Source organism: Streptococcus cuniculi (genome assembly GCF_001921845.1).
Lineage (GTDB): Bacteria > Bacillota > Bacilli > Lactobacillales > Streptococcaceae > Streptococcus > Streptococcus cuniculi.
Genome location: NZ_MSJM01000005.1, coordinates 170,597 through 184,773 on the forward strand (window position 1 = coordinate 170,597; position 14,177 = coordinate 184,773).

Annotated in this window: 13 protein-coding genes and 1 pseudogene; 11 read left to right on the forward strand and 3 right to left on the reverse strand. The window is 40.4% G+C overall.

What is annotated here, in order from left to right:
* The first annotated feature begins 49 nt into the window (after positions 1–49).
* The 8 genes from BU202_RS06845 (at position 50) to rpsI (ending at position 7,168) form a co-directional block, all read left to right on the forward strand.
* Positions 50–1,714, forward strand: a complete 1,665-nt coding sequence (locus tag BU202_RS06845; RefSeq protein ID WP_075105049.1) for a glycoside hydrolase family 13 protein — start codon at positions 50–52, stop codon at positions 1,712–1,714.
* Between the two features lie 199 nt (positions 1,715–1,913).
* On the forward strand, positions 1,914–2,759 hold the full coding sequence (locus BU202_RS06850; RefSeq protein WP_075105050.1) for a DUF4300 family protein: 846 nt from the start codon (positions 1,914–1,916) through the stop codon (positions 2,757–2,759).
* Positions 2,760–2,912: 153 nt separating this feature from the next.
* Positions 2,913–3,650 carry a 23S rRNA (guanosine(2251)-2'-O)-methyltransferase RlmB gene (gene rlmB, locus BU202_RS06855; RefSeq protein WP_075105051.1) on the forward strand — a complete coding sequence of 246 codons (738 nt, stop codon included), beginning with the start codon at positions 2,913–2,915 and terminating at the stop codon, positions 3,648–3,650.
* 41 nt (positions 3,651–3,691) lie between these two features.
* Positions 3,692–4,555 (forward strand): DegV family protein, encoded by an 864-nt coding sequence (locus tag BU202_RS06860; RefSeq protein WP_075105052.1) that lies wholly within the window; start codon positions 3,692–3,694, stop codon positions 4,553–4,555.
* A 52-nt stretch (positions 4,556–4,607) separates the two neighbouring features.
* On the forward strand, positions 4,608–5,501 hold the full coding sequence (locus BU202_RS06865; RefSeq protein ID WP_075105053.1) for a DUF7916 family protein: 894 nt from the start codon (positions 4,608–4,610) through the stop codon (positions 5,499–5,501).
* A gap of 43 nt (positions 5,502–5,544) precedes the next feature.
* A complete protein-coding gene (locus BU202_RS06870) occupies positions 5,545–5,997 on the forward strand; it encodes a hypothetical protein (RefSeq protein WP_075105054.1) in 453 nt (150 codons plus the stop codon).
* Positions 5,998–6,309: 312 nt separating this feature from the next.
* Positions 6,310–6,756 carry a 50S ribosomal protein L13 gene (rplM, locus tag BU202_RS06875; protein ID WP_067086679.1) on the forward strand — a complete coding sequence of 149 codons (447 nt, stop codon included), beginning with the start codon at positions 6,310–6,312 and terminating at the stop codon, positions 6,754–6,756.
* A gap of 19 nt (positions 6,757–6,775) precedes the next feature.
* Positions 6,776–7,168 carry a 30S ribosomal protein S9 gene (gene rpsI, locus BU202_RS06880; RefSeq protein ID WP_075105055.1) on the forward strand — a complete coding sequence of 131 codons (393 nt, stop codon included), beginning with the start codon at positions 6,776–6,778 and terminating at the stop codon, positions 7,166–7,168.
* Positions 7,169–7,277: 109 nt separating this feature from the next.
* Here rpsI and BU202_RS10470 read toward each other — a convergent pair.
* Positions 7,278–7,415 (reverse strand): annotated as a pseudogene (locus BU202_RS10470) (site-specific integrase); the annotation flags it as partial.
* Positions 7,416–7,511: 96 nt separating this feature from the next.
* Between BU202_RS10470 and BU202_RS06890 the strand changes: the two are divergent.
* Both BU202_RS06890 and BU202_RS06895 read left to right on the forward strand, forming a co-directional pair.
* Complete coding sequence (locus BU202_RS06890; protein ID WP_075105056.1) at positions 7,512–8,192, forward strand: DNA methyltransferase family protein; 681 nt, start codon at positions 7,512–7,514, stop codon at positions 8,190–8,192.
* A gap of 4 nt (positions 8,193–8,196) precedes the next feature.
* Positions 8,197–12,582 (forward strand): Eco57I restriction-modification methylase domain-containing protein, encoded by a 4,386-nt coding sequence (locus tag BU202_RS06895; protein ID WP_075105057.1) that lies wholly within the window; start codon positions 8,197–8,199, stop codon positions 12,580–12,582.
* 109 nt (positions 12,583–12,691) lie between these two features.
* On the opposite strand, the gene BU202_RS06900 is transcribed toward BU202_RS06895, so the two are convergent.
* Together BU202_RS06900 and BU202_RS06905 are read right to left on the reverse strand one after the other, a co-directional pair.
* Positions 12,692–13,096, reverse strand: a complete 405-nt coding sequence (locus BU202_RS06900) for a type II toxin-antitoxin system death-on-curing family toxin (protein ID WP_075105058.1) — start codon at positions 13,094–13,096, stop codon at positions 12,692–12,694.
* A complete protein-coding gene (locus BU202_RS06905; RefSeq protein WP_075105059.1) occupies positions 13,093–13,314 on the reverse strand; it encodes an AbrB/MazE/SpoVT family DNA-binding domain-containing protein in 222 nt (73 codons plus the stop codon). The genes BU202_RS06900 and BU202_RS06905 overlap by 4 nt, the downstream gene beginning before the upstream one ends.
* Before the next feature lie 420 nt (positions 13,315–13,734).
* Here BU202_RS06905 and BU202_RS06910 point away from each other — a divergent pair, with 420 nt between their 5' ends.
* On the forward strand, positions 13,735–14,148 hold the full coding sequence (locus BU202_RS06910) for a hypothetical protein (RefSeq protein WP_075105060.1): 414 nt from the start codon (positions 13,735–13,737) through the stop codon (positions 14,146–14,148).
* Positions 14,149–14,177: the final 29 nt, after the last annotated feature.

Below are 14,177 nucleotides of genomic sequence, written 5' to 3' on the forward strand. Positions count from 1 at the left end.
AGGAATCGTGATACAAACGTAGACATTAGAATATAGAAAGAGGATGAACATGGAAAAAGATTGGTGGAAAGGGAAGATTGCCTATCAAATCTATCCGAAGAGTTTCAATGATAGCAATCATGACGGCATCGGTGATTTAAAGGGGATTACGCAGAAGTTGGACTATCTCAAGGACTTGGGCATTGAGATTTTGTGGCTATCTCCAGTCTACAAGAGCCCCTTTGTAGATCAGGGGTATGATATTGCGGATTACTATGCGATTGATCCGATTTTTGGGACCATGGAGGATATGGACGAGCTGATTGCTGAAGCCAAAGCACGTGGGATATCTATCATCATGGACTTGGTGGTCAATCACTGCTCAGACCAGCATGAGTGGTTTCAAAAAGCCTTGGCTGATCCCGATGGGGAATACGCTGACTATTTTTACTTTATCGAAAGCGATACGGAGCCGAGTAACTGGCGGAGCTACTTTGGTGGCAGCGTTTGGGAAAAGGTACCCAATTCAACTAAGTACTACCTCCATTCCTTCCACAAGGCACAGCCAGACTTGAACTGGCAAAATCCTCGCCTGCGCCAAGAAATCTACGACATGATCAACTGGTGGTTGAAAAAAGGGATTGCAGGTTTTCGGATTGATGCCATTATCAATATCAAAAAAGACTTGTCTTGGACCTCTCTTCCCGCTGATCAGGAAGATGGTTTGGTGGCGGTTCAGGCTGCCCTTGCTAATGCTCAGCCGATTGAGCCTTTCCTGCGGGAATTAACAGAGCAGACCTTTGATAAATACAATGCCTTCACAGTTGGGGAAGTATTTGATGAAACAGAGGAGGAATTGCAGTTCTTCATCGGAGAAAATGGAGTCTTCTCTTCTATCTTTGATTTCAAACAGGCGATTTTAGGGCAAAAAGGCAATGGCTGGCATGATTTTGACGAGCCAACAGCAGAAGATATAAAAAAGAGCATTTTCCAAGTGCATGAGCGGACGGACAAAATCGGTGTGTTATCGACGATTATTGAAAATCACGATGAGGCGCGTGGAGCATCGCACTTTATTCCTCACGCTGATGTGGATACAGCCAGCAAGAAGTGCCTTGCGACCATTGCCCTCTTGCGTAAAGGGATCCCGTTCATCTACCAAGGGCAAGAAATTGGCATGGAAAATCAGTATTTTGAGGCAATTGAAGATTATGATGATATTAGTACCATCAACGGTTATCAGGTGGCCTTAAAGGACGGTCTGTCTGAAGAAGAAGCGCTTGCTGTGATTGGAAAATATAGCCGTGACAATGCTAGAACACCGATGCAATGGACCGACGACACCTATCTGGGTTTTTCAGATGTCAAGCCTTGGTTGATGAGTCAGCAGCCAAATCGCACCATCAATGTTGCGGAGCAGGAAAATAATCCTCAGTCTGTCTTGCATTACTATCGTGCCCTTACAGGCTTGTACCGACATGACACCTATGGTAGTAGTTTGAGATATGGTGCCTTTCATCCGCTATTTGAAGAGGTCGAAAATGTCATTGCCTACGAACGCCGTGGGGAGAGACGTGTGCAGGTTCTGACCAATTTCCAAGCCAAAGCTCAAACGCTTCAGCTTTCACAACCAATAGAAGAAGTCCTCTTGAACAATCTAGAAGTGTTGGACTTGGATAAAGATGATTGCCTGACCTTAGCACCTTATCAAGCAGTTGTGATTGCTGTATCATAAGGTTGTAAAAGTATTCTAATCGGTTGAAAACAACTATTAAGGTAGAAAAAACGGGCTGCTTCTAGCCCGTTTTAACTTGCTATTAAGCTCCTCTTCTCATGCTTATAAATACAGACGAAAATCAGATGAAGCGTAGGAGATGGTGAGACCTGTTTGATATGATAAAAGGAGAAAAATCCCAAAAGGAGCAAGAACAGATATGAGATTGAAATTCAAACCCTTAGTCGCTCTATGTGCCGTTTTCTTAGTTGGTTGTCAGGCAACCTCAAAAACTGAGACAAAACAAGAAACAACACCTCGTTACCGCTACCACAATGTTGTCACAGAAAAAAGTGCAGCAGATTTTCAGAAAGATTTACAAGAACTTGGCGTTCCAAATGAGAACTGGCAAGCCCTATCTCCCTTTATAGATAGCTACCACCAGGCAAATCAATCCTATGAAAAAGTCGCTAAAGACTGGACAACCATGAAGATTGGACAAGATGCGAACACCTTTACCACTACCATGGAAGAAGCAGAGTACAAGGAAAAACTCAGTCATTTTCCAAAAGACTTGAACTGTCGCCAAACAGCCTTTCTTCTCTTGCGCTCTCTCTTGACCTATGATACTGATAAGGTGAAATCTCTTCCAGAACACCTAGAGTTTCAGGCTTTGAAGAAGGAAGATGCGAGCTTTACGGAGGCAGAAAGTCAGCTATATAGCCTCTTATTTAATGACAATCCAAGCTATAAGTCTGTGGCTGATTTGACCAAGGCTTGGAAGGAAGCAGGGCTTCGCTTCTCCGACAAACTTCGCTTGCTTTCAGCGGTGCAGAACGTAGAGGGCGCGGTTGTCAGTATGCACGTTGGCTTGGCTTATGAAAAGGACGGAAAAGTCTATTTCTTTGAAAAGATGGATCCAGCTCTCCCCTATCGACTCAGTGAATTCCAGTCTTGGAAAGAGTTACAAGAGCATTTATTGAATGGACGTTTCCAAATGTTTAAAGAGCAGATTACTCTCCTAGCCAATGACCAAAATGTCTCTGAACTCGCAAAAGCCAAGTAGTCAGTGTGTAGCATTCTTCAAGAATAAGATAAAAATCACTATCCTAGGGTAGTGATTTTTATTTTCGGAAAATAGTCTCAATCCCTAGTAAAGGTCTGAAAGCAAGTGATAAAGTTTATTGGCAAATGTCATTGGAACTGTTATAATAAAACTATGAAACAAGTAGAAGAAAATGATATCGTGTATGGCGTGCATGCGGTGGTGGAGAGTTTAGAGGCCAATGTCGGCAACAAGCTCTATCTGCAGGATGATTTACGCGGAAAGAATGTGGAGAAAATCAAGGCTCTTGCGGCTGAAAAAAAAGTGTCGATTTCCTGGACATCAAAGAAGAGTTTGTCGGAGATGACCTCGGGAGCTGTCCATCAAGGATTTGTCTTGCGGGTATCTGCTTTTGCCTATGCAGAGTTGGCTGACATCTTAAACAGGGCAGAGCAAGAAGACAATCCGCTGATTTTGATTTTGGATGGCTTGACGGATCCCCATAATTTTGGCTCGATTTTGCGGACGGCAGATGCGACCCAGGTGGCAGGGATCATCATTCCTAAGCACCGTGCGGTCGGTGTGACACCAGTTGTGGCCAAGACCTCGACAGGTGCGGTGGCCCATGTGCCCATCGCCCGTGTGACCAATCTAAGCCAGACCTTGGAAAAGTTAAAGGATTCAGGTTTCTGGATTTTTGGAACCGATATGAATGGTACCCCTAGCCACAAGTGGAATACCGCAGGAAAACTGGCCCTCATCATTGGCAATGAAGGCAAGGGGATTTCTGCCAACATCAAAAAGCAGGTAGATGAGATGATTACCATTCCCATGAAGGGGCATGTGCAGAGCTTAAACGCTAGCGTGGCCGCAGCTGTACTGATGTATGAAGTCTTTCGCAATAAAGTGTAAAGTTTTTGGGAAAATGTACCCGAACTTAGAAATGGAGAACTATGGCTGATTTTAAAATAGTAACGGATTCCACATCGGACATGCCGGTAGAGTGGATAGAGCAATATGACCTTACAATCATGGGATTGACTGTGGAGCTAGACGGCGTTGTTTATGAGACGGTTGGTGAGCATCGCTTGACCAGTGATGCCCTGTTAGAGAAAATGCTAGCGGGTGGACAACCGACGACCAGCCAAGTCAATGTCGGACAGTTTGAAGCCTTATTTAGAGAACATGCCCAGAAAGGACAAGCAGTCTTATATTTGGCCTTTTCAGCTGCTCTTTCAGGAACCTACCAAAGTGCGGTGATGGCGCGTGACATAGTGCTTGACGACTATCCAGAAGCGGTGATTGAGATTATCAATACCAAGGCAGCCACTTTGGGAGAGGGCTACTTGGTCTTAAAAGCTGCACAAGCGCGGGAGGCAGGTGTGTCCCTTGCGGAGACGGTGGCGCTCATCGAGGACTTGATTCCCCGTGTGCGGACCTATCTCTTGGTCGATGATTTACAGCACTTGGTGCGCGGTGGCAGGCTGTCTAAGGCGGCTGCTCTCATCGGTGGTCTGGTCAATATCAAACCCTTGATTTCCATCGATCAGGACGGGAAACTCGTCTCCATCGCTAAACTTCGAGGCAAGAAAAAGGGAGTGAAGGAAATGCTATCCTTGACCCTTGAGCAATTGGACGATTCCTGCGTCATGGTTGCCTATACAGGAGATATTGAAGCGGCAGAGCAGTTGCGTGCGACCTTGCTAGAAGACCCACGTGTGGAGCAGGTCATTATGGAGCCTCTAGGCCCCATTATTGCCAGCCATACAGGTACAGGTTCTTTGGCCATTCTCTCAATTGGAAAAGAGAAGCGATAAGTCGCTTTTCTTTTATAGAATAAAAGGAAGCGTTTTCTAAAAAGGGGACAAAATGAAACGATTATTATCAGCCTACGCAAGTGACATACAGACCATGACCAAGTCCGACTTCAAGCAGAGTATCAAGGCCAGCGAGGGACGGATTTTGTTAGGAGAAACGGTCGTTACAGCAGCGCCTCTCATTGCTGGGGTAACCAATGCGGAGATGATGGCAGCCTTTGGCTGCGATTTGCTGGTGCTCAATGAATTTGACGTTTTTAGCTGTTTTATTCAGGATTTCTATGCCTGCGACAATCCCATTGCAGAGCTGAAACGCTTGACAGGGCGTCCTATCGGCATCAACCTAGAGCCAGTTGATGAAACCAAAGAGGTCTTGGATGAGCAAGTCTTTCTGTCCGCAGGTCGCAAGGTCAGTCCAGCTACCCTAGAAAGAGCCAATGAACTCGGTGTCGATTTTATTATGCTGACAGGCAATCCCTCAACAGGAGTGTCTCTATCAGCGATTGAGGGGGCTATTCGCCTAGCGGCTCAGCATTTTAAAGGTCTGATTTTCGCAGGGAAAATGCACGGCGCTGGTCTTGGAGAAGCGGTGGTCAATGAAGAGGCCTTACTTGAGTTTGTAGCAGCAGGAGCAGACGGGGTCTTGATTCCAGCTGTAGGGACCGTGCCTGGTGTGCGGGAAGAAATCCTAGCACCGATTGTGGAGCGGGTCAAAGAGGCTGGCGCCTTGGTCATGTCAACGATTGGAACCAGCCAAGAAAGTGCGGACAGTCAGACCATTCGTGAGTTTGGCCTTAGCAATAAGCGCGTGGGAGCAGATATTCACCACATCGGAGACGGCGGGTATGGCCGCATGCCAGATCCTGAAAATATCATGGCATTGAGCATAGCCGTTAGAGGAAAACGCCATACCTACTTCCGAATGGGCCAGTCTATTCTTCGCTAATGAGTAACTATTCTTGGATATGACAGATGAGGAGGAGAGAAAAATGGACTATCTTTTATTTCTAGTATTGAGTGTCGGAACCTTGGTTCTACTCTTTTTAGCCAACCATTTCGTCAGGGATTTTAGCCCCGAACAGCGGGCGCTACGCGAAACAGGCTATCGCTATGCTATGCTAGTAATGATCTCCCTAATGCTTGGCTTTGCGGTCTTTGACGACCTGCTTTCCTATCGCGAGACCCTCGTTAGTATCGCCTGTATCGGTGGTGCCGTCGTTGAGAATTACTGCATCTGGGTTGGAGCCTATCGTCCTGCTAGCGAACCTCCGAGATCCGTTTGGCACGAGGTTTTAGGAAATGGCCTCCTGGTCTTACTCTGGCTCGTCCTTCCCTCTGATCCCTTTATAAAATGGATCCAAATTCTACTCTGGGGAAGTTTTCTCTTTAGCCACCTCGGCAAATATTATTGGGAACAGTGGAAGGTGAAGACTGAAAGCTAATCTTCTGTATACATAGGTAATGTTCGATACCTGTATATTTTGGTTGTGTTTTGGTCAACGACAAGTCTACCTTATCAAGTTGTTTTTTCATACCTTCAACTGGCTAACTTCATTTTAGAACTTTCAGAAATGTCCCTCACAGAAAAAATCACAAAAAAGAGAGTAGTAAGTCTTGACTTTATCTCTTTTCTTTTGATATAATGGTAAGCGGTATTGTTTACCCCATTTGAAAGGCCCCGGAACCCTTCAAATAACTTGCGGACCGGAACATCCGCCCTGTAAACAAAAACGATATTCATATTAGGAGAAATCATGAACAAAACAACATACATGGCTAAGCCAGGTGAAGTTGAACGCAAATGGTATGTAGTTGACGCTACTGATGTGCCTCTTGGACGCCTTTCAGCAGTTGTAGCAAGCGTTCTTCGTGGAAAAAACAAACCAACATTTACACCACACACCGATACAGGTGACTTTGTGATCGTTATCAATGCTGAAAAAGTGAAATTGACTGGTAAAAAAGCAACTGATAAAGTTTACTACACTCACTCAATGTACCCAGGTGGATTGAAATCCATCACTGCTGGTGAACTTCGTTCTAAAAATGCAGTTCGTTTGATTGAAAAATCAGTTAAAGGAATGCTTCCACACAACACTCTTGGACGCGCTCAAGGGATGAAATTGAAAGTATTCGTTGGTTCTGAACACAACCACGCTGCACAACAACCAGAAGTTCTTGATATTTCAGGACTTATCTAAGGAAAGGAACAAATAAAGTATGTCACAAGCACAATATGCAGGTACTGGACGTCGTAAAAACGCTGTTGCACGCGTTCGCCTTGTTCCAGGAACTGGTAAAATCACTGTTAACAAAAAAGATGTAGAAGAGTACATCCCACACGCTGACCTTCGTTTGGTCATCAACCAACCATTTGCTGTTACATCAACAGTAGGTAGCTATGACGTTTTGGTAAACGTTGTAGGTGGTGGTTATGCAGGTCAAGCAGGAGCTATCCGTCACGGTATCGCTCGTGCCCTTCTTCAAGTAGACCCAGACTTCCGCGACTCTCTTAAACGCGCTGGCCTTCTTACCCGTGATGCTCGTATGGTAGAACGTAAGAAACCAGGTCTTAAGAAAGCACGTAAAGCATCACAGTTCTCAAAACGTTAAGAAACGCTTTACATCAACGATTACAAGCATTTTGCAAGTCTCTTGCAAGGTGCTTTTTTTGTCGTTTTTTGGCAAAATTCACACCACTTTTCACACCAAATTCACACCATTACTTTTTAAGATTTCGATAGGCAATTTCTCCAACAGCCATTGGGACAACATTTGAAGTATTAACGTAAGTTTTGGTAGTGAGGGTGTCGCTATGCGTTAGAGCCTCTGAAATAGTTTCTAGTGCTACTCCTGCTTGTCAGATAAGTGTAGCGCAAAACTAAAGTTTTCTTCTTCAAGGTAGTAAAATCATGATATAATAGTTTTTAGATACATACCAGCTAAGGAGTCAGTTTTGGAAGAAAATTTAATTAAATCAAAACATCGTGTTCAGAAACACGGAGAAGTTTTTACACCATCGTGGATGGTTCAAAAAATGCTGGATACACCAGGTGTGAAAGAAGCTTGTGAGAGTATCTATACTACTTTTCTTGAGCCGTCTGCTGGTGATGGTAATTTTTTACAGGCTATCTTAGAGAGGAAGCTGGATTCTGTTGTTCGCCAATATGATAAACGAAATTGGAAAACTAAATCCTTGATAGCCGTATCATCAATCTATGGTATTGAATTTTTAGAAGATAATTTAGAAGTTGCTCGCTCAAGAATGTTCTTATCTTATCTAGAGTGGTATGAAAAGATGTTTGGTATAAGATTAAGCAGTAAAATGGATATCTATAAATCTGCGCATTATCTTATTCACAAAAATATTGTGCGAGGTAATACCTTAACTCAAAGGCATCCTTTGACAAATGATTTGATTTGGTTTAATGAATGGCAACTTGTCAAAGGGCATCCAAGTACTGTCAGAAAAATTCCTTTTGCTTTTGCGGAATTAGTTGGTGAAGAGGTCAAGTATGACAGTAGCAGTATCGGAGAAAATCAATTAAGTTTGTTTGAGTTTGATGATAAAGAGAGCGAACAAAAGGAACAAATTAGAGAGATAAACATCCAGAAAATTTATTTGTTAGGAGATTAGTTTTATGAACGTTGAGTCAAATTTTAGTTTTTTAAAGATTGATTTGGGTACCGCAGAACTGTTTAATACAGCGAATATGGCTGAAAAGAACTATACTCAAGGAGACTACGAAGGAACCTTAGTAAAAGTACGAAAAATGGCAGAGAATACGGCTTGGTTAATCGCTGAAAAACGCGACATCAACATTCCTAAAAGGACCAATTTTAATGGTGTATTGAGAATTGTCAAAGAGTACATTGATGAGGACAATGTCGTTAACTATTTTTATAAAATTAAGGACTTAGGGAATGATTCCGCCCATAATATCAATCCGAAAGATGCAACGAAAGAAAATGCACTAGATTCGTTACATAAACTATTTTATATTTTAGTTTGGTTTGTGATTCAGTATATTGATTCCGATGTCAGTTCGGATTGGTATCATCAATTTTTAGAACCGCGAGCGCAAGAATTGTACAGTACTGCTACTAGAAAATTCATCTATATCCAGACCGTAAAAAATGAAAAGGGTCTCTTTAATGCTTATGACGGTAGCCAAAAAATTGGAGAGGGTTCCATACCAGAAGAAGACTTAGAAGCAGACTGGTCACCAAATAGTGATTTCTTGCGTAAGGAAGCCCCGAGGCGAATTAAGCAGTATATGACAACTTCAGGTCTCCCTTATATTCTTGGGTGGGTAGAACTTGCTTATAAAAAGTCAACTAAATCTTGGTTCCGTGATACAGATGTTCATAGAGTGTTAACACGTTCTGGAATTACCCATTCTAAATACCTTGAAGGAAATGAGTGGTTTGAAACGGATTTAGAAACGGCGAAAGAAGCGATTAAGGCAGTTAAAGAGGGGCGGGAGTATCTTCAAAACATTAGCGCAGAATTACCTGAATCTAAAGTAGAAATCGAGCTTCGTCCCGAACAAAAAGAAGCGGTTTCTAAAACCAAAAAAGTCTTTAAAAAGAAAGATAGCATGCTTTGGAACGCCAAAATGCGTTTTGGTAAGACAATAACGTCTTTACAACTGATCAAAGAAGAGCAGTTCCAAAAAGTGTTGATTATGACCCATCGTCCGGTGGTATCTGATTCTTGGTTTGAAGATTACCGTAAATTAAAAATGGATAAGGCAGGATATGAGTACGGTTCGGTTGATAAAGGTGGTGATATTACTACTTTGAAAAAAGGTGATAAACCATTCATTTATTTTGCTTCTATTCAATTGTTACGTTATAACAATGGTAAGACAAACTTGAAATATTTTACCGATGTTGATTGGGACTTGATTATCATTGATGAAGCCCACGAAGGAACGCAGACGGAGTTGAGTGATAATGTCCTTAACCAGCTTATTAAAGAAAAGACCAAAATTTTAAAACTTTCTGGAACACCATTTAATATTTTAGATCAATTTGAAGATGATCAAGTTTATACTTGGGATTACACCATGGAGCAACAGGCTAAAATAAAATGGAACTATGAGCACCCAGACCAGCCCAATCCCTATGATTCCTTGCCAAAAGTATTGATGTACACATTTGAGATGAAGAATAAAGCGAAATTCATGGATGAGAGTAAATCCTTTAATTTTCGAGAATTCTTCAGAACGGATGATGAGGGAAATTTTATCTACAAACATGAAGTTCGTGCTTTCCTAGATAATATAACGAACGAAGACAATAAAACAAATTACCCATTCTCAACACTTGTGTATCGTAATGAGCTACGCCATACCTTATGGATTATGCCAGGGGTTAAAGAAGCAAATGCTTTTGAAAATCTTTTAAATGAGCATCCTATCTTTGGTACAGAATATAAAATTGTGAATGTTGTTCGAGAAAGTGTTACAGATAACGGTGTGACAAATGAAGCGGATATCGAAAAAGTCAGAAATGCCATTACAGATGACCCAACTGCAACTAAGACCATTACGTTGACGGTTCGTAAGTTAACAACAGGTGTCAATGTACCACAATGGACAGCGGTTCTGTTCCTATCAAATACCAATAGTGCCATGAGCTATCTTCAAGCTGCTTTTCGGGCACAAACACCTTACTCACATGAAAAGCTAGGTAAAAAAGAACGTTGCTATATCTTTGACTTCGCTCCAGATCGTGCTTTAACAGTTATGGCGGAAAGTGCTCAGATTAACACAGGTGTCGGTAAGACAAATACCGCAGACCAAAAACAAGCGATGACAAACCTTTTGAACTTTTTACCAATCCTTGGTAGTTCAGAAGCAGGCATGAAAGACTATAATGTTGATAGCATGTTGACACAGCTAAAAAAGGTGTATGCTGAAAAAGCAGTGCGTTCAGGTTTTGAAGACGATAGTCTTTATAATGACAATCTATTAACAGTAACAGCTGAAGATGCTAGCCTCTTTCATCAATTGAATAGTATCGTTGGAAAAACGCAAAAACAAACAGTCAACAATACCGTAACAATCAATGAGACTGGCTTGACTGATGAAGAATATGAAGCTGGTGAAAAAGCTAAGAAAAAGCCAGCTCGACAGCGTAGCGCAGAAGAAAAGGCTCTTATTGAAAAAATCAAGGAAGCAAAGAAAGATAGACAAAAACTGATATCGATTCTTCGTGGAGTGTCTATCCGTATTCCAATGATGATTTACGGGATGGAAGTTGATTTAGATAAGGACATCACCATTAAAGATTTCATCAATAAGGTCGATGATGAGTCTTGGAAAGAGTTTATGCCAAAAGGTTTCACCAAAGGCATGTTTAGGGAGATTACCAAGTACTATGATGCTGAAGTCTTCATTGAAGCGGGGCGTATTATTCGCCAGCGAGCTAAATCTTTCGATTCATTAGACTTTGTGGAGCGAGCTGAAAGAATTGCTGAATTGTTCGGATCTTTTAAAAATCCTGATAAGGAAACAGTATTGACCCCATGGCGTGTGGTTAATATGCAAACAGTTAAAAGTGTCGGTGGTCTTAATTTCTACGATGATGACTTTACCTCGACAACCGACGGTGCTATCTCTAGTCTCCATTGGGTTGAAACAGATATAACACGTGAAGTCTATCATTCGCAAAGTAAAATCTTAGATATCAACTCAAAAACAGGACTCTATCCTCTTCATAGTGCTATTAGTCTTTATTATCAACGAGTCAATCACAATGATGATCATCACTTTGAAGCTGATAACATTTATCAGGAAATTTTAGAGAATAATATCTATGCTATTGCGAAAACGCCAATGGCGAAGACGATTACCGAGCGAACGCTGACAGGGTATAGGAATTACAAGACTAATGTGATCTACATTGAAAATCTAACTGATACCCTAAAAATAGATATAGAAAAAGGCAAGCAGCTAGTTGAGGAGGCATTTAACAAGGTGAAATTTGATGTAGTGATAGGAAATCCTCCGTATCAGGAATCGGACAATGATTCAGGTAGTGGAAGTGCTAGACCACTTTACAATAAATTTATTGATTTGGCAATTAGACTTTCTCCTAAATATATCACGCTAATTACTCCTAGCGTTTGGTTTTTAGGAGGAAAAGGGTTGGATGATTTTAGAACACGCATGTTAGAAGATTCTCATTTTAAAGAGTTTCACAATTATATAACTCCGAATGATGTTTTTACAAATGTAAATCTTAGGGGAGGTGTGAACTTTTTCCTTTGGGATTGGAAATTTAATAATTACAAGAATGACATACTAGTCAATACTTATAAGAATAACCAATTAATAGATACAGGCTATCGTTCTTACAGATTGGGAGGCATCAATTTATTTATATCAGAAACTACTTCGTATAGATTACTTGAGAAGTTAATAGCTAGAAATGTTGTAGACAGTAATTATGAGAATAGTTCAAATATGCTATATAATTATGTTTCAGAACGTAATCCATTTGGTTTTTCAACAACAACTAAATTGAATGCTAAACAGATTCAGTCTGGTATTAAAATTTATGCAAGCAAGGGGAAGATTGGTTACTGTACACTAAGTGATATAAAAAGGAACTCAGACCTAGTTGGTAGATATAAAGTTTTGACAGCATTTGCGAATAATATTGGGACAGATTTACCCGATGATAACCTAAATACAATAATATCTCACCCGGGAAGTATTTGTACTGAAACTTATTTAGTCGTTGGAGGTGAGATGTTGTTAGATGAAAATGGAGCTGTTAACCTTGCAACCTATTTGAAGACGAAATTCATCAGATTCCTTATTAGTTTAGCAAAAGCTAATCAAAATGGTACTCGTAAAACATATCGTTTTGTTCCACTCCAAGATTTCACACCAAATTCCGATATTGATTGGTCAAAATCAATCGCTGAAATTGACCAGCAGCTCTATCGAAAATATGAGTTGTCGAAAGAGGAAATTGACTTTATTGAAAGCAAAGTGAAGGAGATGGGGTAAAGTATATTGTCAGTTGAATACTTAATCAGGAGTATTATTGGCAATTATGAACACAGTAAGATACAAAAAAGTGGTCTTCAACTAAAAGTTGACAACCACTTTTTGATTATCATTTTGTTACATTTCCATCTTGTTTGAGGAAGTGGATAATTGTTTTCTTTAAATCTTCGAAATCGCCTTGAAACGTAGCAATCTCAATTGTCTTTTCAAGTCCATCATGTAACGAAAGATTGGATTGATAACCATTCATTGCCAGAAACATATGCAAAGCAAGAATGGCGGTTCGTTTATTGGCATTGTAAAAAGGATGTTTCTTAATCAAGTTAATCCAGATGATAGCGGCTTTACTGTAGATATCTGGATAGAGAATATTTCCAAAAATTTCTTGTTTTGGTTGTTCAACAATCATCTGAAGACTATTTGGATCGGCAATGCCAATAGGTTCCTTAGGAGAATATTTACCAATCACCATGACATTGATTTTGATGATATCTTCAGCAGTTAGATATCTCATCTATCCACCAATTCTTTCAATAGTTCATCGTATTGATTCATAGCTTTCTCTAGTTCTTTATCAAGATCAAATTTTGGCTCAGCTTTACGAATGATGACAGTATTTCCCGAAGTAACGAATTCAATTTCTTCTCCAATTTCTGCTCCAAGCGTTTCTTTAATTTTATTTGGAATTGTAATGACAGTACTATTTCCAGTTTTTCTCAAGATAACATTCATGATTCTACCTCCTATTGTATATACATTATAAAACGAATATACAAAAAAGTAAAGTAAACACATGATTTCCGCAATTATGTAAGTTCCGAAAACTGACTTTTGATAATCTAATGGTAATCCACTAGTTGTTGAGTTGGGATATAAGTATTTATATTTAATGAAAATGAGTTTTGAAAACTTGGTTTAATAGGATTTTATCTATATTTGATTTATGTTACTTAAAAAAGCACGTAAAGCATCACAATTCTCAAAACGTTAAGAAACGGCTATATATCAGCTTTTATCAACACTTCATGGTTCCCACCATGGGGTGTTTTTGGGTGAACGTTGCGCTTGCTGTGTTTCGGGTTACAAAATACCTTTATTTCTAATGTAATAATGATATAATAATTATAAAGAATATATGATGGGGATATTACTATGTTAGTGGATGAAGAAATGTTTGCAGCTGCAGAGAATGCTCTCCGTGAGCAGGGGGTGCTAGACAGATTTGAAGCTGAGAATGGAAAAATTACTGGGCACATGATGATTACAATGATGGAAGTTCCACCTGAACTCGTAATTGAAGCTACTGGTGATAATGTGAGAGCTTTTTGTGCATCTTTTGATTTTTACGATATGATGATTGGAATTGCAATTGACTTAAGCACTATGAAGCCTGTGTCTCAATTTTGGTTGACGCCTCAGACTGATGATGCAGTTAAGCCTGCTAGCGAGTGGGTGGAATTTTTTGCAAAAACCTTATTTGAGAATCTCTCTGAAGAAGGCTATGGGATTCCAATGTATAGTTTTGTAAACGATCATAGCGATTTTACAGCAGTTCCGTATATATGAGAAACATAAAGACGAAATACTAAAATCAC

Bases quoted from the DNA above. Each gene is read 5' to 3' on its own strand.
- rplM (WP_067086679.1), top strand. From the start codon at position 6,310: ATGAACAAAACAACATACATGGCTAAGCCAGGTGAAGTTGAACGCAAA.
- BU202_RS06895 (WP_075105057.1), top strand. From the start codon at position 8,197: ATGAACGTTGAGTCAAATTTTAGTTTTTTAAAGATTGATTTGGGTACC.
- BU202_RS06905 (WP_075105059.1), bottom strand. From the start codon at position 13,314: ATGAATGTTATCTTGAGAAAAACTGGAAATAGTACTGTCATTACAATT.
- BU202_RS06910 (WP_075105060.1), top strand. From the start codon at position 13,735: ATGTTAGTGGATGAAGAAATGTTTGCAGCTGCAGAGAATGCTCTCCGT.
- BU202_RS06865 (WP_075105053.1), top strand. From the start codon at position 4,608: ATGAAACGATTATTATCAGCCTACGCAAGTGACATACAGACCATGACC.
- rlmB (WP_075105051.1), top strand. From the start codon at position 2,913: ATGAAACAAGTAGAAGAAAATGATATCGTGTATGGCGTGCATGCGGTG.
- BU202_RS06850 (WP_075105050.1), top strand. From the start codon at position 1,914: ATGAGATTGAAATTCAAACCCTTAGTCGCTCTATGTGCCGTTTTCTTA.
- BU202_RS06900 (WP_075105058.1), bottom strand. From the start codon at position 13,096: ATGAGATATCTAACTGCTGAAGATATCATCAAAATCAATGTCATGGTG.
- BU202_RS06860 (WP_075105052.1), top strand. From the start codon at position 3,692: ATGGCTGATTTTAAAATAGTAACGGATTCCACATCGGACATGCCGGTA.
- BU202_RS06845 (WP_075105049.1), top strand. From the start codon at position 50: ATGGAAAAAGATTGGTGGAAAGGGAAGATTGCCTATCAAATCTATCCG.
- BU202_RS06870 (WP_075105054.1), top strand. From the start codon at position 5,545: ATGGACTATCTTTTATTTCTAGTATTGAGTGTCGGAACCTTGGTTCTA.
- rpsI (WP_075105055.1), top strand. From the start codon at position 6,776: ATGTCACAAGCACAATATGCAGGTACTGGACGTCGTAAAAACGCTGTT.